At 66.8% G+C, this 18,116-nt stretch carries 19 protein-coding genes; 15 read left to right on the forward strand and 4 right to left on the reverse strand.

Annotation, left to right across the window (positions count from 1 at the left end):
* Positions 1 to 2 precede the first annotated feature (2 nt).
* The 10 genes from ACAM54_RS28650 to ACAM54_RS28695 all read left to right on the forward strand — a co-directional run bounded on the left by ACAM54_RS28650 (position 3) and on the right by ACAM54_RS28695 (position 9,641).
* Positions 3 to 929 carry an SMP-30/gluconolactonase/LRE family protein gene (locus ACAM54_RS28650; RefSeq protein ID WP_209502132.1) on the forward strand — a complete coding sequence of 309 codons (927 nt, stop codon included), beginning with the start codon at positions 3 to 5 and terminating at the stop codon, positions 927 to 929.
* Positions 930 to 1,064: 135 nt separating this feature from the next.
* Entirely contained in the window at positions 1,065 to 2,195 is a 1,131-nt protein-coding gene (locus ACAM54_RS28655; RefSeq protein WP_369651503.1) for a saccharopine dehydrogenase family protein, read from the forward strand.
* 91 nt (positions 2,196 to 2,286) lie between these two features.
* Complete coding sequence (locus tag ACAM54_RS28660) at positions 2,287 to 4,038, forward strand: thiamine pyrophosphate-binding protein (RefSeq protein WP_192327105.1); 1,752 nt, start codon at positions 2,287 to 2,289, stop codon at positions 4,036 to 4,038.
* Positions 4,039 to 4,099: 61 nt separating this feature from the next.
* A complete protein-coding gene (locus tag ACAM54_RS28665) occupies positions 4,100 to 5,356 on the forward strand; it encodes an NAD(P)/FAD-dependent oxidoreductase (RefSeq protein WP_369651502.1) in 1,257 nt (418 codons plus the stop codon).
* Between the two features lie 260 nt (positions 5,357 to 5,616).
* On the forward strand, positions 5,617 to 6,450 hold the full coding sequence (locus ACAM54_RS28670) for a transporter substrate-binding domain-containing protein (protein ID WP_192327099.1): 834 nt from the start codon (positions 5,617 to 5,619) through the stop codon (positions 6,448 to 6,450).
* Between the two features lie 9 nt (positions 6,451 to 6,459).
* Positions 6,460 to 7,254, forward strand: a complete 795-nt coding sequence (locus ACAM54_RS28675) for an amino acid ABC transporter permease (RefSeq protein WP_145744140.1) — start codon at positions 6,460 to 6,462, stop codon at positions 7,252 to 7,254.
* A 1-nt stretch (position 7,255) separates the two neighbouring features.
* On the forward strand, positions 7,256 to 8,065 hold the full coding sequence (locus tag ACAM54_RS28680; protein WP_369651501.1) for an amino acid ABC transporter ATP-binding protein: 810 nt from the start codon (positions 7,256 to 7,258) through the stop codon (positions 8,063 to 8,065).
* Positions 8,066 to 8,130: 65 nt separating this feature from the next.
* Complete coding sequence (locus tag ACAM54_RS28685) at positions 8,131 to 8,451, forward strand: GFA family protein (protein WP_369651500.1); 321 nt, start codon at positions 8,131 to 8,133, stop codon at positions 8,449 to 8,451.
* A 38-nt stretch (positions 8,452 to 8,489) separates the two neighbouring features.
* Positions 8,490 to 8,951: an Lrp/AsnC family transcriptional regulator gene (locus ACAM54_RS28690; RefSeq protein ID WP_047787395.1), complete on the forward strand. Its 462-nt coding sequence runs from the start codon at positions 8,490 to 8,492 to the stop codon at positions 8,949 to 8,951.
* A gap of 12 nt (positions 8,952 to 8,963) precedes the next feature.
* A complete protein-coding gene (locus ACAM54_RS28695) occupies positions 8,964 to 9,641 on the forward strand; it encodes an aspartate/glutamate racemase family protein (protein WP_369651499.1) in 678 nt (225 codons plus the stop codon).
* Position 9,642: 1 nt separating this feature from the next.
* Here the strand turns inward: ACAM54_RS28695 and ACAM54_RS28700 are convergent, their stop codons facing one another.
* Positions 9,643 to 10,569 carry a LysR substrate-binding domain-containing protein gene (locus tag ACAM54_RS28700; protein ID WP_369651498.1) on the reverse strand — a complete coding sequence of 309 codons (927 nt, stop codon included), beginning with the start codon at positions 10,567 to 10,569 and terminating at the stop codon, positions 9,643 to 9,645.
* A 125-nt stretch (positions 10,570 to 10,694) separates the two neighbouring features.
* Between ACAM54_RS28700 and ACAM54_RS28705 the strand changes: the two genes are divergently transcribed.
* Together ACAM54_RS28705 and ACAM54_RS28710 are read left to right on the forward strand one after the other, a co-directional pair.
* On the forward strand, positions 10,695 to 11,102 hold the full coding sequence (locus ACAM54_RS28705) for a RidA family protein (RefSeq protein ID WP_369651497.1): 408 nt from the start codon (positions 10,695 to 10,697) through the stop codon (positions 11,100 to 11,102).
* Positions 11,103 to 11,290: 188 nt separating this feature from the next.
* A complete protein-coding gene (locus ACAM54_RS28710) occupies positions 11,291 to 11,989 on the forward strand; it encodes an HAD-IA family hydrolase (RefSeq protein WP_369651496.1) in 699 nt (232 codons plus the stop codon).
* A gap of 31 nt (positions 11,990 to 12,020) precedes the next feature.
* Here ACAM54_RS28710 and ACAM54_RS28715 read toward each other — a convergent pair whose 3' ends face one another.
* Positions 12,021 to 13,343, reverse strand: coding sequence for a type II toxin-antitoxin system HipA family toxin (locus ACAM54_RS28715; protein WP_369651495.1), 1,323 nt, complete (start codon positions 13,341 to 13,343; stop codon positions 12,021 to 12,023).
* The gene (locus ACAM54_RS28720) at positions 13,340 to 13,621 is read right to left on the reverse strand and encodes a helix-turn-helix transcriptional regulator (protein WP_145744077.1); all 282 of its coding nucleotides are present in this window, start codon (positions 13,619 to 13,621) and stop codon (positions 13,340 to 13,342) included. The genes ACAM54_RS28715 and ACAM54_RS28720 overlap by 4 nt, the downstream gene beginning before the upstream one ends.
* A 365-nt stretch (positions 13,622 to 13,986) precedes the next feature.
* Here ACAM54_RS28720 and ACAM54_RS28725 point away from each other — a divergent pair, with 365 nt between their 5' ends.
* The gene (locus ACAM54_RS28725; RefSeq protein ID WP_369651494.1) at positions 13,987 to 14,610 is read left to right on the forward strand and encodes a DUF4337 domain-containing protein; all 624 of its coding nucleotides are present in this window, start codon (positions 13,987 to 13,989) and stop codon (positions 14,608 to 14,610) included.
* 64 nt (positions 14,611 to 14,674) lie between these two features.
* Here the strand turns inward: ACAM54_RS28725 and ACAM54_RS28730 are convergent, their stop codons facing one another.
* Complete coding sequence (locus ACAM54_RS28730) at positions 14,675 to 15,574, reverse strand: LysR family transcriptional regulator (RefSeq protein WP_145744073.1); 900 nt, start codon at positions 15,572 to 15,574, stop codon at positions 14,675 to 14,677.
* Between the two features lie 111 nt (positions 15,575 to 15,685).
* On the opposite strand from ACAM54_RS28730, the gene ACAM54_RS28735 reads away from it, so the two are divergent.
* Both ACAM54_RS28735 and ACAM54_RS28740 read left to right on the forward strand, forming a co-directional pair.
* A complete protein-coding gene (locus tag ACAM54_RS28735; protein ID WP_369651493.1) occupies positions 15,686 to 17,095 on the forward strand; it encodes an amidase in 1,410 nt (469 codons plus the stop codon).
* 45 nt (positions 17,096 to 17,140) lie between these two features.
* Positions 17,141 to 18,112, forward strand: a complete 972-nt coding sequence (locus ACAM54_RS28740) for a tripartite tricarboxylate transporter substrate-binding protein (protein WP_145744071.1) — start codon at positions 17,141 to 17,143, stop codon at positions 18,110 to 18,112.
* The last annotated feature ends 4 nt before the right edge of the window (positions 18,113 to 18,116 follow it).

Raw genomic sequence — 18,116 nt, forward strand, 5'->3', positions numbered from 1 at the left:
CCTTGTTCCTTCTTCAGCCCCCCGAAGTTCGAGACCTCGAAGTGTTCACGCGCATGCCTGATGCCTTGCGCCGGCGCGAACCCAGCGCATGGGCCGACGCCAACCGGGGCGGCCAGGCCACCGACTCATTTCTCGAAGGGCCGGTGTTCGACGATGCCGGCAACCTGTACGTGGCCGACATCCCGTTCGGACGCATCTTCCGCATCGACCCGGCCGGCGCATGGACGCTCGTGGCCGAATACGACGGCGAGCCCAACGGCATGAAGTTCCTGGACGCGCACACGCTGCTCGTCACCGACTACAAGAACGGCCTGATGCGCGTCGACGCGCGCACCGGTGCCGTCACGCCTCACCTGCAGCGGCGCAACACCGAGCGCTTCAAGGGCGTGAACGACCTGGTGCTGGACGCGCAGGGAAACATCTACTTCACCGACCAGGGCCAGACCGGGCTGCACGATCCCACGGGCCGCCTCTACCGGCTGCGGCCCGACGGCCAGCTCGACCTGCTGCTGGGCAACGTGCCCAGCCCGAACGGCGTGGCGCTCTCGCCCGACGGCAGGCTGCTCTACCTCGCGGTGACGCGCGGCAACTGCGTCTGGCGCGTGCCGCTGCTGGCCGACGGCAGCGTCGCCAAGGTGAGCCAGTTCTTCACCTCGTACGGCCCGAGCGGCCCCGATGGCCTGGCGGTCGATGCAAAAGGGCGCGTGATCGTCGCCAACCCGGGCCTGGGCTACGTCTGGCTGCTGAACGCCCGTGCCGAGCCAGTCGTCGTGCTTCGGGGACCGGCGGGGGCTTCCACGACCAACCTTGCCTTCGGGGGCAAGGACCGCAGCACGCTCTACGTGACCGATTCCACGCACGGGAACATCCTGGCGGCGCAGCTCGATGCGCCGGGATTGCTGCTGCACCGCGGACGGCCCGAGGCCTGAGGCCTTCGAAACGTCACGCGCTTTCGTCGAAACGGCGAAACGAACCGCGCCTTCGCCGTTCTGCTCTCTACCGCCTGCCAGCCTTCGCTTCTACATTTTCTCCATGGAGCCTGAGCTCCTTTCTGGAGAAACAAAATGTCGAAGCTGCAAGTCAAGAATGTTCTGGTGCTGGGTGCGGGCAAGGTGGGCAGCACGGTGGCGGACATGATCGCCGAATACCACCGCATCCCGGTGACGCTGGCCGACCAGCGCACCGGCACGCCGTCCAATGATCCGCTGGTGCGGCAGATCACGCTGGACGTCGAGGACGAGGCGGCGCTGGCCGGCGAACTGGCCTCGCACACGGTGGTCATCAACGCGCTGCCGTTCTTCCTGGCGGCGCGCGTGGCCACCCAGGCCGCGCGGCTCGGCGTGCACTACTTCGACCTCACGGAAGACGTGGCGGCCACGCATGCGATCCGCCAGCTGTCCCATGAAGCCACGTCGATGCTGATGCCGCAAAGCGGCCTCGCACCCGGCGTGATCGGCATGCTCGGCGGCCACCTGGCGGGGCACTTCGACGAACTCTACGACCTGCGCCTGCGCGTCGGCGCGCTCACGCGCAATGCCACCAACAGCCTGCGCTACAACTTCACCTGGAGCATCGACGGCGTCATCAACGAATACTGCAACGCCTGCGATGCGATCGTGAACGGCCAGGTCGTGTCGGTGCAGCCGCTGGAGGGCCATGAGACCTTCACGCTCGATGCGGAAGCCTTCGAGGCCTTCAACACCTCGGGCGGACTGGGCACGCTGTGCGAGACGCTGTGCGGCAAGGTGCGCAACCTCGACTACAAGACCATCCGCTATCCGGGCCACCGCGATGCGATGAACTTCCTCTTGCACGACCTGCGCCTGATCGAGCGCCGCGACCTGCTGCGCCAGGTGCTCGAACATGCGGTGCCGCACAGCCGGGAAGACGTGGTCATCGTGTTCGCCTCGGCCTCGGGCATGCGCGGCGGCCGGTTCGAACAGGAAACCCGCCTGGGCCGCGTGTTCGGCGCCAGGCTCCGCGGCAAGGACCGCACCGCCATCGAGCTCACGACGGCCGCCGGCGTGGTCGGCGTGTTCGAGCTGCTGCTGCAGGGCACGCTGCCCCGCGCCGGCTTCGTCGGGCAGGAGCAGGTGCCGCTCGAGGCCTTTCTCTCGACCCGCGTGGGCCACTACTACCAGGGGCTCGGCGTGAGCGCCTCCAGCCCTTCTCGGCCGGAACTCGCCGAAGCCTGAGCGCTTCGCGCAAGCCGCGGCCCCGGGGGCGCACAACGCCCCGGCCCGGCCCTGTCTCTCTTTCTTCTTCAACCCGGACTGGAGTTTTGCCATGCGTGGTGCAGACGTGCTCGTGCAGATGTTGATCAACTACGGCGTCGACGTGCTCTTTGGTGTGCCCGGCGACACCAACGTGCCGTTCTACGAGGCGCTGCAGCGCCGCCAGGGCGACATCGAGCATGTCATGGCCCGCGACGAGCGCTCGGCCGGCTACATGGCCGACGCCTACGCGCGGCTGACCGACAAGCCCGGCATCTTCGAATGCCCCTCGGGCGCCGGCGCGATGTATTCGCTGCCCCCGCTGGCCGAATCGAATGCGTCTTCGGTGCCGGTCATCCTGCTGACCATCGACCTGCCCTTGCCGGGCGAGGGCCGCGGCATGATCACCGAGCTCGACTGCGCCAGGCTGTTCGAGCCCGTCACGAAAATGTCGGTGCAGGTGAAGTCGCCCGAGAAACTGCCCGAGATCGTTCGCCGCGCATTCCGCGTGGCCTGCTCCGGCACGCCCGGCGCCGTGCACCTGCAGATTCCGGAAGACATGCTGCTGGCGGAGATCGATCCCGGCGCCATCTCGCTGCACGCCGAGCCCGAATGCAGGACCTTCCCGGCCTTTCCGACGGCCCCCGCGCCTGGCAAGGTGAACGAACTCTTCGCGCTGCTGCGCAACGCCTCGAAGCCGCTGTTCGTCGCGGGCGGCGGCGTGAACCGCTCCTGCGCCGGCGGCGCGCTCACCGAGGTGGCCGTGAAGCTCAACGTGCCCGTGGTCAACACGATCACGGGCCAGGGTGCGCTGCCCGACGACCACCGCCTGGCCATCGGCGTCATCGGCGACAACGGCTTTCATCCGCATGCCAACCGCGCGCTCGAGGAATCGGACCTGGTGATCTTCGTCGGCTCGCGCATGGGCTCGGTCGTCACCGTGGGCTGGACCTTCCCCCGAATGACACTCAACAAGCGCGTGGTGCAGATCGACATCAACCCCGAGCGCCTTGCCAACAACTACGAGAACCTGCTGTCGATCGCCGCGGACGCGCAACTGGTCCTCACGCAGATCCTGAGCGAAGCGCCCGTCGATTTCGATGGATCGAAGCACACGCCCTGGGTCGACCACCTGAATGCCTACCGCGCAAACTTCTGGGACCACGCCGAGGGCGTGCTCTCGCTGGACGACGTGCCGCTGCGGCCCGAGCGTGTGGTGCGCGAGTTCGGCAGGCAGCTCGAAAAGTACGGGCGGGCCGTGCACATTCTTTCGGACGCCGGCACGCCCACGCCCTACATGACGCGCTTCCTGCGCATCGGCGACCGCCGCACGCGCTTCGTGATACCGCGCGCCTTCGGCGGCCTGGGCTCGGCGATTCCCGCGGTGGTCGGCGCCTGGTATGCCGACAAGACGCGCCGGCCCATCGGCATGTTCGGCGACGGCTCTTTCAACATGGCGGTCGGCGAGCTCGAGACGCTGGTCCGCAAGAAGGTGCCGGCGCTCCTGATGCTCTTCAACAACGGCTGCTTCGGCTGGATCAAGGGACTGCACCGGCTCAAGGGCCACGACGAATGCCTTGGCGTGGACTTCCTGCCGCCGCGCGGCCAGGCCATTGCCGAGGCCTTCGACATCAAGGCCTGGACGGCCGCCACGCCCGATGAATTGATCCGGGCGCTCGATGAAGCCTTCGCCTATGACGGCCCCTGCCTGATCGACATCCACATCGAATCGCTCGCGGACCGCGTGCCGCCCGTGTATTCCTGGCTCGCGAAAAAGAAGCTCGATCCGCTGGCACTCGCGCCGGAGGACGTGGCCTATCTGTAGGTCGGATCGCGGCGCCAACGGTTCACGATAGACTTTTCGGCGAATGAACCGATTGGCCTGAATGAAGAACACTGTTGCCGTGCTCGGCGCCGGCATCGTCGGCGTGTCGTGTGCCCTCGAACTCCAGCGGCGGGGTTTCGACGTGACGGTCTTCGACCGCGCCGCGCCGGGCCGCGAGACCTCCTACGGCAATGCCGGCGTGATCGCCCGCAGCTCGCTGATGCCGTTCAACCATCCGGGGCTGTGGTCCTCGCTTCCCAGGCTGCTGAAGAACAACGCCGCGGGCTTTCGCTACAACCCGCTTTTCCTCGCGAAGAACCTGCCGTGGGCGCTGAAGTTCCTGGCCAACACGCGTGCGGCGGTCTTTCATGAAACGACCGCGGCGCTCGATGCACTGATCCGGCTTTCGGCGGCGCAGCACCTGCGGCTGCTGGGCGAAGCGGGCGCGGCGCACCGCCTGCGCACGAACGGGTGGCTCTTTCTCTATCGCAGCGAGGAAGGCTTTCTCGGCAGCCAACTCTCGCGGGACACCTTCAAGAAGTTCGGCATCGCCACGCAGCTGCTCGATGCGCAAGAACTCGCGCAGCTGGAGCCGCATCTGAAGCCGCTGTTCCCGCGCGCGCTCTGGATCCAGGACACGGCGTCGGTGGACAGCCCGGGCCAGGTGGTCGAAGCCTACGCCAGGCTTTTTGTTGCGCGCGGCGGCCGCATCCGGCAGGCATCGATCGGCGGACTGCGCCGCTCGGAAGCAGGCGATGCCTGGCAGCTGAGCGAAGACGGCGGCACGCGCCACGAGGCCTCGCGCGTCGTGCTCGCGCTGGGGCCGTGGACCCGGGAGTTCGCGAAGAAGGCCCTGGGCCTGTCGGTACCGATGGCGTACGAGCGCGGCTACCACATGCACTACCGCGCTGCCGGCGGGGCCATGCTCGGTCGGCCGGTCTACGACACCGGCGGCGGCTATGTGCTGTCGCCCATGGAACAGGGCCTGCGGCTGTCCACCGGCGTGCAGCTGGCCGACCGCGAGGCGCCCAAAAACCTCGCGCAGCTCGATCTGGCGGAGCGCGCAGCGCGCGAGGCGTTTCCGCTCGAGGCGCGCCTTGACAAGGAAGCCTGGCTCGGCAGCCGCCCCACGCTGCCGGACAGCCGCCCGGTCATCGGCGAATGCCCGGGCCGCCCAGGCCTTTGGCTCGCATTCGGCCACCAGCACATCGGCTTCAACACCGCCCCGGGCACGGCCGCGCTCCTTGGCGCGATGATGGCCGGCGAAGCCTGCGCCTTCGATCCCGCGCCGTTCCGGCCTTCACGCTTCCTGGGCTGAAGCCGCCAGCGCATCCGCACCCGAACAAGACGGAGTGCACCGATCTGGCACCCCGGTCGTGCCCCTGGTGCGACCAGGACATTCAGGCGCCGGTCAACGGAAATGGTCGTTTCGCATGCCCGCGGTGACGGTATGACGAAAACTTCGCGCGATCCTGACGAACTGCCGCATTGCTCGTGACTGTCATGGCTCCTAGACTTCATTCGCGAGTCGAAGCCTTCCTTCCCATTCAAATGGCGAGCTTTTTGCTTGGAGACCCCATGACTACAAAACGAGCGATCCTTCGCACCCTCCTCGCGCTGACGAGCGCATGCACCCTCACCCTCAGCGTCGCCCAGGAGCCGGAAAGCTCGATGACCCGCGTCCAACGGACCAAGGTCCTGCGGGTGGGCGCGATCGCCGGGGCCATTCCGTACTTCAGCAAGGATCTGGTCACGGGCAAGTGGGAAGGCTTCGGGCCCGACTTCTCCGAGAGCCTGGCCAGGAAATTCGGCGCCAAGGTCGAATACGTGGAAACGACCTGGGGCAACGCGGTGCTCGACCTGCAGTCGAACAAGATCGACGCGATGTTCGGCATGGCGCCGACGCCGGCGCGCAAGGAGGTCGTGAACTTCTCCGACACGCTGTTCGACAACACCTACACCGCCGTGTGCAAGAAGGGCTTTCCGACCAAGACCTGGGAGCAGCTGAACGCGCCCGAGAACAAGATCGTGGTCGACGTAGGCTCGAGCCATGACCAGCTCGCCACGCGCATCCTGCCGAAGGCCGACGTCCAGCGGCTGGAGAACTCGGGCTCCGCAACGCTCGCGCTGCAGGCCGGCCGCGCCGACTGCCAGATCCTGGTGATCCTGCTGGCGCAGCCGCTGCTGGCCAAGCGCGCCAACGTGGGCGTGATGCAGATTCCCAGCCCGATCTACACGGCGCCCGTGAGCATCGGCCTGCGCAAGGAAGCCGATCCGGCCATGCAGGCGGCCGTCAATGCCTGGCTGGGCGAGGTTCGCGCCAAGGGCGAGGTCCGCAGCGTGATCCTGAAGAACATGGAGAAACTCGCCGGCGTTCCCGCCAGCGCCTTCCCTTCCGAAATCAAGTTCTGAGCCCGGGCCATGGAATACGCCGAATCGCAGGGGGCGCCCCGCTCGCGCTCTCGCTTGGGCATGGCCCTGATGGTGGTTCTCGCGCTGGCCGGCGCCTGGGCGCTGGTCAAGCACTTCGCCGGCGCAAGCGCGGCCTCCGCCGGCTACGACTGGGACTTCGCGGTGCTCTGGAAGTACCGCTCGCTGCTCATCAGCGGGTTGCTCTACACGCTGCTCTTCACGGTGGTCTGCGTGGTGCTCGGGCTGCTGGTGGGCGTGGTCACTGGCCTGGGGCGCCTGTCCACCAACCCGTACATCACCGCGCCGCTGCGCGCCTACATCGAGGTGTTCCGGTGCACACCGGTGCTGGTGCAGCTCGTGTGGTTCTACTACGCGTTGCCCGTGCTCACCGGTCTCGAGCTCTCGGCCACGGCCGCCGCCACCCTGTGCCTGACGCTCTATGGCGGCGCGTTCTATTCCGAGATCGTGCGCGGCGGGATCATCTCGATCGAGTCCGGCCAGACCGAAGCCGGCAAGGCGCTGGGCATGACGCGCCTGCAGCTGCTTCGCCGCATCCTGCTGCCGCAGGCGTTCAAGAAGATGGTGCCGCCGCTGATGAGCCAGTCGATCATGCAGCTGAAGAACACTTCGCTGCTCTCGGTGCTGGCCGTGCCCGACCTGCTGTACCAGGGCCAGGTGATCGCGCACGACACCTACCGGCCGCTGGAGCTCTACACTTTCATCGCGATTGCCTATTTCGCCGTGCTGCTGCCCATCACGATCTGGGCCAAGCGCATGGAATACGGCGTTGCCAGGGAAGCCTGACATGACGACACCCACCGTGATCGAGATCGCAGGCCTTCGAAAGTCCTTCGGCGCCCACGTGGTCCTCAAGGACATCTCGCTGAAGATCGAACGTGGCCAGGTGGTCGCGATGATCGGGCCTTCGGGCTCCGGCAAATCCACGCTGCTTCGCTGCATCAACCTGCTGACGGTCCCGGACGGCGGACGCATCGCCGTGGGCGACCAGGCGATCCAGTTCAGCGGACGCGACACCGCGCTGCCGAGCGAGCGCAAGCTCGCGAAGTTCCGCGCCTCCACCGGGATGGTGTTCCAGCACTTCAACCTGTTCCCCCACATGACCGCGCTGCAGAACGTCATGGAAGGCCCGGTCACGGTGCTCAAGACGCCGAAGGCGCAGGCCGCGGCCGAGGCCCGGGCGCTGCTGCAGAAGGTGGGCCTGCTCGAGCGCGCCGACTACTACCCCGACAAGCTCTCGGGCGGGCAGAAGCAGCGCGTGGCCATTGCCCGCGCACTGGCCATGAAACCGAGCGTCATGCTGTTCGACGAGGCCACCTCGGCGCTCGACCCCGAGCTCGTCGGAGAAGTGCTGACCGTCATCAAGGGCCTGGCGAAGGAAGGCATGACCATGATCCTGGTCACCCATGAGATCGGCTTTGCGCGCGAAGTGGCGGACCAGGTGATCTTCATGCGCGACGGCGTCGTCGCGGAGTGCGGGCCGCCCGGCATCGTCATCGACAACCCGCAGCAGGAGTCGACGCGCGCGTTCCTCGGCCGCTTCAAGGCGTCCGCCGGCGCGCCCGAGCCCGCCGTTGCCGCCGCCGTCATCGCCTAGTGGGCGGCAAGGCTGCTCCCGCGGAAGCCGTTGCATGGCCGCAGGGGCGCTGCCACTGCGGCGCGGTGCGCTTCGAATTCTTGCTGGCTTCGCACAAGGGCGTGAGCTGCAACTGCAGCTATTGCGTGCGCAAGGCGGCACTGCACCACCGCGTGCCGGCCGGGAACTTCCGCCTGCTCGCGGGCGCGCAGCAGCTGTCGAGCTACCGCTTCGGGACGATGCGCGCACGCCATCTCTTCTGCAGCATGTGCGGCATTCATACGCACTGCCATCCGCGATCGGCCCCCGAGGAGGTCAATGTCAACCTGCATTGCGTCGACGCGCTGCTGGATGCGCACATCGAGCTTTCCCTGCACGACGGCCGCGGCTGGACCGCACTGCCGTAGCATGCCGGTCAAACTCCAGAACTTCATGAGACAACGCGATGGACGGAAGACTTGACGACCTCGACCGGCACCTGCTGAGCCTGCTCCAGGCCAATGCCAGGGAGCCCGCCGCCAACCTGGCGCGAAAACTCAAGATCGCGCGCACCACTGTGGTCGCGCGCATTGCGCGGCTCGAGCGCGAAGGCATCGTGGCCGGCTACGGCGTACGCCTGGGCCACAAGCTCGAGCATGCGGCCGTTCGCGCGATCTGCGGGCTCAGCGTCAACGCCAAGAATGCGCCCGCGGTGATCCGGGCGCTCGAGCGCGTGCCCGAAGTCGAGGAGCTTTCGGCCGTGAGCGGCCAGTTCGACTACATGGTGTTCCTGCGCTGCGACACGCCGGAAAAGCTCGATGTCCTGCTCGACCAGCTCGGCCAACTGGACGGCATCAACCAGACGCAGACCTCGATCGTCCTGAGCCGGAAGATCGACCGGCGCAGCGCCCTTCCCTCGGTCTCCTGAGCCTTGTCGGACATGAATGCCGCTGCGCCTGGCTTTCTCGGTGTGCTGATGCTCGACACGCGCTTTCCGCGGCCGCCGGGCGATGTCGGCAATCCGCAGACCTATGCGCGGGCCGGCATTCCGGTGCGCTTTCTCACGGTGCAAGGTGCGTCACCCAGGCGCATCGTCGAAGAAGCCGATCCGCGCCTGGTCCAGCCCTTCGTCGATGCCGCGGTGCGGCTGGTGGCGGAAGGTGCGTCGATGATCACCACCAGCTGCGGCTTCCTGGCCGCCTACCAGGACGTTCTTTCCCAGGCGGTACCCGTGCCGGTGCTGACCTCGAGCCTGCTGCAGGTGCGGCACTGCGTCCAGCCGGGCATCGTCACCTTCGACGCGCAATCGCTGACGCCGCAGATCCTGCAGGCTGCCGGCGTGCCCGCGGGAACGCCGGTCATGGGCGTGCGCCCGGGCTGCGAATTCCATCGCCGCATCCTGGACAACGACACCGTGCTCGACCTGGCCGAGGCGCAGCGCAATGTCGTCGACGCGGCCGTGCACCTGGTGCAGGCCTTCCCCTGCGTCGAGCGCATCGTGCTCGAATGCACGAACATGCCGCCGTACCGGGAAGCCGTGGCTGCGGCGGTCGGACGTGAAGTGCATGACATCGAGACGATGATCCTGAAGGCGTGGCGCGACCGGTCACCGGAGTGATTCACGCCTTCCCCAGCGCCGCAATCGGCGCATGGCGCGCCATCAGCTCGTCGATCCAGTCGATGAACACCCGCAGCTTCGCGCTGGCATGCCGGTTCGGCGGAAACACCACGTACATCGGCATCACGCCGAAGTGCCAGCCCTCGAACAGCGGCACCAGCTCGCCCTGGGCCACGTGGGGCGCGGCCATGTAGTGCGGCAGCCAGAGGATGCCCATGCCCGCCACGCCGGCCGCGAGGTAGGCATTGCCGTCGTCCACCGCGACCACATGGCGGCCTTGCAGTTCGATGTGCTCGGCGCCGCGCTGCATGCGCAGTGCGGCGACCTTGCCGCTGCGCGTGCTCAGGTAGCCCACGATGCGGTGGTGGGTGTCTTCGAGCTCGCTCGGGTGCACGGGCGTGCCGGCGCGCTCCAGGTAGCACGGCGCGGCATAGACGCCGAGCTGCAGCTCGCCCACGCGACGCGCCGTCAGCGATGAATCGGTGAGCTCGCCGCCGCGCAGCACGCAATCGACGTTGTCGCCGATCAGGTCGACCATCCGGTCGCTCACGCCGAGGTCGAGCTGGATCTCGGGATGGCGCGCATGGAACGCCGGCAATGCGGGCACCAGGATCATGCGGGCGAACGGGGTGGGGACGTCCACGCGCAGGCGCCCGCGCGGCGAGGCCGAGGCGCCGGACAGGCTGGCGTCTGCATCCTCGAGGTCGGCGAGCAGCCGCACCACGCGGTCGTAGTAAGCAGCGCCCTCGGCCGTCACCTTGACCTGGCGCGTCGTGCGGTTCAGGAGTTTCACGCGCAGCCGCGCCTCCAATTGCTGGACCAGCTGGGTCACGGTGGTCTTGCTCATGTGGAGCGTCTGCGCCGCCTTGGTGAAGCTGCCCGCCTCCACCACGCGGGCGAAGGCCTGCAGCGCATCGAATCGGTCCATCTCTGTGCCTCGGGTCGATTGTTTGGCCTGTGCAAACAGTCATTGTGCGTCCTGCCTGTTTATCCAACGGCCGCGCAGTCCTAGAGTCCACCGATCGCAATCTCCCTTTCCAAGAAAGCCGATCCATGTCCGCACGCAATGTTGTCTTTCCCCCTGGCCGCCAGGCGCTCTACGAGCGCAACCGCTATTCGCCCGCCATCCGCTCCAACGGTTTTCTCTTCGTGTCGGGGCAGGTCGGCAGCCGGCCCGACGGTTCGCCCGAGCCCGACCTGGAGGCGCAGGTCCGGCTCGCGTTCGACAACCTCAACGCGATCCTCTCGGCCGCGGGTTGCAGCTTCGACGACGTGGTCGACGTGACGGTCTTCATCGTCGACCCCGAATCGAAGTTCGAGACCATCTGGAAGGTGGTCGCAGAATATTGGGGCGCGGCGCCGCACCCGACACTGACGGGCATCGGCGTGACCTGGCTCTACGGCTTCCAGTTCGAGATCAAGGTGATCGCGAAGCTTCCGGACGAACGCGTGGCCGGCTGAGGGCCCGCCCGCATGGGTCATGGCGAAACAAGATGCCGCCACGGCACCGATTGCGGAATCACATGCCGATTCGCATGCCCACTTCGATCTGAAAGGGAACAGCGAGGCTCCTATGCTCGTGTGGAACGACATCCGTCGTCGTCGCTTCGCCGCTGCGCGCCTTTTCCATTTCGATTGGAGCTGTTCCCATGTCCCTGCAGGATTTCAAGGTTCTCACTTTCGACGTCGTCGGCACGTTGATCGATTTCGAGGGCGGCATGCTCGCCTACCTCCGCTCGGCGGTGCCCGATGCCCGCGTGAGCGACGACGAATTCCTGGCCGCCTACCGCCGGGCACGCGCCGACGGCCAGGCCGGCTGGTACCCCGATGACCTGGAGCGCTGCTGGCACGCCATCTCGCCCGCGCTGGGCCTGCCCGACAGCGATGCGCTGGCCCGCGGCCTGCGCGATTCGGTGGCGCAGTGGCCGGCCTTCCCGGACTCGGTGGAGGCATTGAAGCGGCTGCGCACGCGTTTCAAGCTGGTCACGATGACCAACGCGCAGCAATGGGCGCTGGCCCATTTCGACAAGACGCTGGGCTCGCCCTTCGACATGCTGCTGAGCTGCGACGACGCGCTGTGCGAAAAGCCCGACGCGCGCTACTTCGCCTACGCGCGCGGCCGCTTCGAAGGCGCCTGGGGCTATAAACAGGCCGACAACCTGCACGTGGCGCAGAGCCAATATCACGACATCGGCATCTCCAAACAGCTGGGCATCGCCACCTGCTGGATCGAGCGCCGCCATGCGCAGAAGGGGTCCGGCGGCACCATCGAGTCGAAACACACCGAGCCCGACTACCACTTCCGCACGCTGGCCGAACTGGCCGATGCCGTCGAGGCGGGCCGCTGACCATTGCGCCACAGCGACCTCCTGCGGGGCATCAGCGCTTTCCCAGGAGCGGCGAGCGGCCCATCTTTTCGCGCGGGGCCGATATCACGGGCTTCGCATCCGAGAAACGCGCCTGCTTGATCGCGACGTCCAGCGACGGCAGGCTCCAGGTCCTCTGCAGGCGCAGGCTGTTCATTCCGGCGTTCCAGGCATGCAGCATCCGCTTGCCCGTCTCGCGGAATCCGGGATAGCGGCCGGCCGCCTCGACCACCTGCGGGGTCACGCGGACGATGGACTCGCAGAGGCGGTCCACACGCTCTTTGGTCTGCGCAGGCATCACGCCGCAGCGTGTCTGCAGAAACCGCTCCAGCGCCTTGCCCGGCATCCAGGTGCTGCGCCCTTCGACAGGCATACCCGGCGGATTCTTCGCATAGTCGTCGTAGACCGTCGTGGTCAACATGTCGTAGACGGGAGCCAAGGCGATGCTCTCGCGCGACGTGTAGAGCAGCGCGATGTTCTTGGTGTGGCAGTCCGCGTTGCGCAGCGCATAGGTCAGCAGCAACAGATCCGCCAGCTGCGACAGCGCTGCATTCTGTTGTGCCGGCGAATCCACTACATCCTTGATGCGGCCGACCACACGCTCCCAGGTCGACTGGTACTTTTCTTCAGGCCGCAGCGACAGCAGGCTGCAAAGGTCTTCCATGCCTTTGCGCATGGTGCCGTCCACGTCGAAGTCGAAGCGATGCACCACAAGCGCTTGGCCATCCTCGGAGACTTCGGTCATCGCGGCAGGAATGCCGGCCTGGCGCGACACTTCCATGCACAGGTGTTCATTGAGCGCGACGCCCGGGAGCCGAGCGGTGGCCCCCTTGATGATGTACCGATCGGTGGCCAGCGTCCCTTTGCCGTACTCGGTCAGTGCGTTCGGCGACAGGAACTTGGGGACGACGCCGGACACCCCGGACACGGCATATCGGCGCACCAGGTCGACAAAGGCCGCCTCGGAGTTGTCGCCGCGCAAGATTTCCCTCAATTCGAAGGGTACGGGCGGCTGGGTCGGATCGGCGCCGGGCATGGCGACCTTCACGCGCCCGATGGCGTTGCGCCCCACCACCGACAGCAGGTTGAGCGGCGATGCACCGACCTGCGGCCCCAGTTGCTCCTGCAGGATCGACAGCAGGAACCCCTCCGGCAGGTTCATCCGAAAGACGGGATGAAGGTCGGGATAGGCATAGGACTCCGTCCGCGCAGGCATCAGCAGCGAGACGAACTGCGTGGGTTCGACATCAGGGTGATAGGCCATGACGTGGCGGAAACCATCGGCAGACTCCAGGGTCGCCACCGGCTTGTCATGAACGAAGACGTGCAGCTTCATCGGCGCGCTTCACTGTCCTGCGCGAAGGCGCGTTGCCGCTCCGCCAGCGCGTCATCGAGCGTGAAGCTGCGCTTCATCGGCATGTAGCTCATCTCGTGGCCGAGCACTTCCAGCAGACGCAGCAGTTTGCGTGAGCCGAACTCGGCGACACCGCCCGTCTCGAAGCGTGCAAGGGTGGATTGGCCCAGGCCGCTCAAGGCGGCGAGTTCCTTTTGGGTCATGCCACGCTCTTTGCGCAGTTGCGCGAGTGCGCGGCCAAGATCAGGCAGACTGTTCATATGCTTTATTTGCTATAAAAATTCATGTGAAATTTCTAACGGCGCCCTGGCTGACGCATTGCCGATACCGGCACAAATTATAGCAAATAGAGCACTATTTTGGCGACAACTGAATGCCGTATATGTAATGAGGCACTGCCGATGGATCAAGGAGTCGGCTGCGTGTCCGGTCATTTTTATAGCAAATACAGCGCAAATCGATTCAATCCCTCGCCTCCAGGGCCGCGGTCGCAGGGGTCATCGCGCAAATGCGCACAAGGCGGCACGCGCAGGCAACGATTCCCGCGCGCAGCGCATGAATGCTTTCGTCTGCTGGCGGGCATACTCGCACGCGTTCAGAGAAAACCCATTTCAACAAGGATCCCATGTCAGGACACGGCTTTCACGTGCACGGCCCGCACGACCACGAACTTGAACACGCGGCATCCGGCGGTAGTCATGGCGACGGCCACGCTCATGCGGACGCCGCGGCAGCCGGTGGCATGAGCATGACGAGCAAGATCGCGGTGTGCACCGCCGTGATCGCCACCGTCGGCGCGATCTTCTCGTACATGGGCGGCGCCACGCAGGCCAACGCGGGCCTCTACAAGAACAACGCCGCGATCAAGAAGACCGAGGCGTCGAACCAGTGGAATTACTTCCAGTCGAAAAGCACCAAGCAGGCCTTGGCCGAATTCGCGCGCGACACCGCGACCGACGACGGCCGCAAGCAGGACTGGCAGCTCAAGGTGGCGCGCTACGAGCAGGAGAAGACCGACATCCAGGCCGCCGCAAAGAAGCTGGAAGCCGAGGCGAGCCAATGGGACGCCCAGTCGGAAGAGCAGATGCACCAGCACCATCGCTGGGCCCAGGCGACGACCGTGCTGCAGGTGTCGATCGCACTGGCCGCCATTGCGTTGCTGACGAAGAAGAAGTGGCTTGAGCGCGCGATGTTCGGCGTGGCGGCTGGGGGGCTTGTGGTGGGGGCGCTGGCGGCGTTTCACATCTAGCAGCCAGGCCGGCGCGAGTCGGAGGCGACGCATGCAGCTGCCGCCTCGACCTCCCGGCCCTCCGCTAGGCAGCTTGCCGCACAGAGGCGCGCGCGCAGGCCAGGAAGGGCTCGATGAGCGGGCTCTGCCAATCGCTGCGCCAACAGGCGGCGATGTCCATCTTTGCATCGACGTTGCGAAGCGCCCTGAACACCACGCCCGGAGGCCGGCCGATCCGGGCGCAGGCCGGCAGGATGGCCACGCCCTTGCCCGCCAGCACGAGCGCCAGCGCCGACATCATGGTCTCGACCCGCTGCGCGATCGGCATGCTGACGCCGTGCCGCCGAAGCATCGAGGCGACGACGGATTTGTCGACGTCTCCATCCGGCACAGGCAGCCCGATGAGGGGCAGGCCTGAGAGCCGCTCCAGTGGAATGCTGGACATGCGGGCCAGGGGCGAGTCCGCATGCATGGCCAGCATCAAGGGCTGGGTTCCGATGCGCTCGACCGCGATGCCGGCCTGGGCCACGGGCGGGATGCAGATCGCCACCGACACGTCCGAGTCGACGAGGGCCGAGACGTTGTTGAGGGCGTTCAGTTCCACGTACTGGACTTCCACATCCGGCAGCTTCGCCCGCAGCGCGTTCTCCAGGCGAGGGAGCACCAGGTAGGACAGCACGACCATGGTCCCGATCGTGAGCCGGCCCCTGCGGCCCGAGCCGATTGCCCGTGCCGCGTCGAAGCCTTCGTTGGCGAGCAGCAGCGCTTCCTTCGCACGCTGGAACAGCGCATTGCCGGCGTCGGTGATCTCCATGCCGCGCGCCGCCCTGCGGAACAGCGGCGTGCCCACCGCCGCTTCCAGGTTCTTGATGTGGACCGACAGCGGCGGCTGGGCCATGTTGAGCCGGCGTGCCGCCTTGCCCACGCTGCGTTCCTCGGCGACCGCCACGAAGTAGCGAAGCGTTCTGAAGTCTGGTGCTGCCATACGCTGCTCGTATGCCTTTTCAAGAAAACAGTATTGGACCCGATGGTGCGGTGCGTCAATCATTTGCGCATGAAAAAGTTTCCGCGTCTTCCGAAGTCCGAAATCTGCGAGATGTCCGCCGCGACCATGCGCACGCTCGTCGCGCAACGAAAGCTCTCGCCGGTGGAGATCGTCGAAGAAGTATTGCGCCGGGCCGACACCGTGCAGCCGCACCTCAACTGCTTCATCACGCTGTGCCACGAGCAGGCGATGGCGCAGGCCCGGGAGGCGGAACGTGCCGTGACGAGGGGCGAGGCACTGGGCCTGCTGCACGGCCTGCCTTTCACGGTGAAGGACATCGTCGACACCGCGAACGTCAGGACGACCTACGGCTCCCTGCTGCATCGTGACCACGTTCCCACGCAGGACGCCGTGGCGGTGGCGCGCATGCGCCAGGCGGGGGCCATCCTCATCGGCAAGACGACCACCTCCGAGTTCGGCGCCAAGTGCCTGACCGATGCTCCTCTTTTCGGCAGCACCCGCAACGCCTGGGATGGAACGCGCACCAGCGGCGGCTCGAGCGGCGGCGCGGCCGCGTCCATCGCGGCCGGCATCGCGCCGCTGGCCATCGCCACCGACGGCGGCGGCTCGACCCGCATTCCCGCCGCCTGCAACGGCGTGGTCGGCCTGAAGCAGAGCCTGGGCGTGGTGCCTCACAGTCAGGTACAGGACGCTTTCGGCAACTACACCTACGTGACGCCCACCACGCGCAACGTGGCCGACACCGCGCTCATGCTGCAGGCCATGACCGGCGCCCACGGGTCCGATCCCTGGTCGGTGGGCGTGCCGGCGCAGCGCTACTTCGACGCCCTGCAGCCCGGCGGCGATCTGCGCGGCAAGCGGATCCTCTACTGCGCAACGCTCGAGGGGCGTCCGATCTCCACCGACGTCGCCGCCGCCTTCGAAGCCGCCCTGGCCACGTTGCGCTCGATGGGCGCGGAGCTCGAAGAGATGTCGAGCGACGGATACGACGTCGAGCCGGTGTGGCGGGTGATCAACCACACCAGCTGGCGCGGCCGCTTCGCCCCGCTGGCCGCAGCCCATGCCGGCAAGTTGAGCCCGTCGTTGCTGCAGCAGCTCGAACTCGCGCAGCACGTCGACGGGGTCGCCTTCCAGCAGGCCATGTTCGCCAGGACCGCGCTCTTCCGCAAGGTCCAGGCCCAGCTGGAGAGCCACGACTTCATCTTCACGCCGACGCTCTCGCGCACGGCCCTGCCGATCGACCAGGACCTGTTCGGCCACATCGAGATCGATGGGCAAGCGCATGCCGAGGTACGGCCGAACTGGTTTCCCTGGACCATGCCCTTCAACCTCACGGGCCACCCCGCCATCAGCCTGCCGTGCGGCGCGGGCCGCGATGGCCTGCCCATCGGCATGCAGCTCGTCGGCCGGTTCCGCGAGGACCTGCAGCTGCTGCAGGCCGCGGCGTCCTTCGAAGCCGCGCACCGGCCGGCAAACGCGCTGCCCGCCCTGGCCTTCTAGATCCCCTCTCCCGCTCCCATTCCACAACTTTGGAGGTACTCCACCATGGCCTCGTTTCTCAGGACACTTTTCCTCGGTGCGTCGATCGCACTGATCGGCGCCGCTGCGCATGCCGACAGCAATGCGCCCATCCGGCTGGTCATCGGCTTTCCGCCGGGCGGCGCGCTCGACAACCTGGCGCGTTCGCTGGCCGAGGACTTGCGCACCACGCTCAAGGAACCCGTGCTGGTGGAGAACCGGCCCGGCGCCTCGACCCGGATTTCCATCGAGGCCGTCAAGGCCGCCCGGCCCGACGGCCGCACCATCCTGTTGGGCGCGACGCCGCCCTTCGTCCTCTTTCCGATGACCTATGCGCGGCTGAACTACGACGTCGACAAGGACTTCATCCCCATTGCGCACCTGGCGAACGTGCCCAGCGTCCTTTCGGCCGGCGCAGGCCAGCCGTTCAAGACACTCCCCGAATATGTCGCCTGGGTCAGGAAGAACCCCACGGGTGCGAGCGTGGGGTTGACCAACCTCGGCGGCGCACTGCACTTCAGCGTGCTGCAGCTGTCCAAGGCCATCGGCGTGCCGCTCGCGCCGGTCACCTACAAGGGCGGTGCGCCGCTTGCGACCGACCTCATCGGAGGCCATGTGCCGTTCGCTGCCGACGCGCTGGCCAGCCAGCTCGAGCTCCACCGCGCGGGCAAGCTGCGGATCCTGGGCGTGGCAGGGACCCGGCGATTGAGCTGGCTGCCCGACGTTCCGACCATCAAGGAATCAGGCTACGACGCCTTCGACCGCGCCAACGCCGCCTATGCCGCCTTCGTGCCGGCCGGCACGCCGAAGGATGTGGCCGCGAAACTGGAAGCGGCCCTTCTCGCCGCCATGCGCAATCCGCAGGTGCGCGCGCAGGTCGACCGCATGGGCCTCGAGGCCACGGGGCTTCCCGGCGCCGAAGTGACGCGCATCATGAGGGAGGACCGGGCGTACTGGCGCCCCATCGTCAAGGCCTCGGGGTTCAGGAGCGAAGACTGAATCG

Origin of the sequence: Variovorax sp. V93, assembly GCF_041154485.1 — a bacterium.
GTDB lineage: Bacteria > Pseudomonadota > Gammaproteobacteria > Burkholderiales > Burkholderiaceae_C > Variovorax > Variovorax beijingensis_A.

What these genes read in the sequence shown, in the direction of transcription:
- ACAM54_RS28720 (WP_145744077.1), bottom strand. Translation starts at nt 13,621, where the DNA reads ATGAACAGTCTGCCTGATCTTGGCCGCGCACTCGCGCAACTGCGCAAA.
- ACAM54_RS28670 (WP_192327099.1), top strand. Translation starts at nt 5,617, where the DNA reads ATGACTACAAAACGAGCGATCCTTCGCACCCTCCTCGCGCTGACGAGC.
- ACAM54_RS28660 (WP_192327105.1), top strand. Translation starts at nt 2,287, where the DNA reads ATGCGTGGTGCAGACGTGCTCGTGCAGATGTTGATCAACTACGGCGTC.
- ACAM54_RS28715 (WP_369651495.1), bottom strand. Translation starts at nt 13,343, where the DNA reads ATGAAGCTGCACGTCTTCGTTCATGACAAGCCGGTGGCGACCCTGGAG.
- ACAM54_RS28665 (WP_369651502.1), top strand. Translation starts at nt 4,100, where the DNA reads ATGAAGAACACTGTTGCCGTGCTCGGCGCCGGCATCGTCGGCGTGTCG.
- ACAM54_RS28740 (WP_145744071.1), top strand. Translation starts at nt 17,141, where the DNA reads ATGGCCTCGTTTCTCAGGACACTTTTCCTCGGTGCGTCGATCGCACTG.
- ACAM54_RS28725 (WP_369651494.1), top strand. Translation starts at nt 13,987, where the DNA reads ATGTCAGGACACGGCTTTCACGTGCACGGCCCGCACGACCACGAACTT.
- ACAM54_RS28710 (WP_369651496.1), top strand. Translation starts at nt 11,291, where the DNA reads ATGTCCCTGCAGGATTTCAAGGTTCTCACTTTCGACGTCGTCGGCACG.
- ACAM54_RS28695 (WP_369651499.1), top strand. Translation starts at nt 8,964, where the DNA reads ATGAATGCCGCTGCGCCTGGCTTTCTCGGTGTGCTGATGCTCGACACG.
- ACAM54_RS28655 (WP_369651503.1), top strand. Translation starts at nt 1,065, where the DNA reads ATGTCGAAGCTGCAAGTCAAGAATGTTCTGGTGCTGGGTGCGGGCAAG.
- ACAM54_RS28730 (WP_145744073.1), bottom strand. Translation starts at nt 15,574, where the DNA reads ATGGCAGCACCAGACTTCAGAACGCTTCGCTACTTCGTGGCGGTCGCC.
- ACAM54_RS28700 (WP_369651498.1), bottom strand. Translation starts at nt 10,569, where the DNA reads ATGGACCGATTCGATGCGCTGCAGGCCTTCGCCCGCGTGGTGGAGGCG.
- ACAM54_RS28735 (WP_369651493.1), top strand. Translation starts at nt 15,686, where the DNA reads ATGTCCGCCGCGACCATGCGCACGCTCGTCGCGCAACGAAAGCTCTCG.
- ACAM54_RS28705 (WP_369651497.1), top strand. Translation starts at nt 10,695, where the DNA reads ATGTCCGCACGCAATGTTGTCTTTCCCCCTGGCCGCCAGGCGCTCTAC.
- ACAM54_RS28675 (WP_145744140.1), top strand. Translation starts at nt 6,460, where the DNA reads ATGGAATACGCCGAATCGCAGGGGGCGCCCCGCTCGCGCTCTCGCTTG.
- ACAM54_RS28690 (WP_047787395.1), top strand. Translation starts at nt 8,490, where the DNA reads ATGGACGGAAGACTTGACGACCTCGACCGGCACCTGCTGAGCCTGCTC.
- ACAM54_RS28680 (WP_369651501.1), top strand. Translation starts at nt 7,256, where the DNA reads ATGACGACACCCACCGTGATCGAGATCGCAGGCCTTCGAAAGTCCTTC.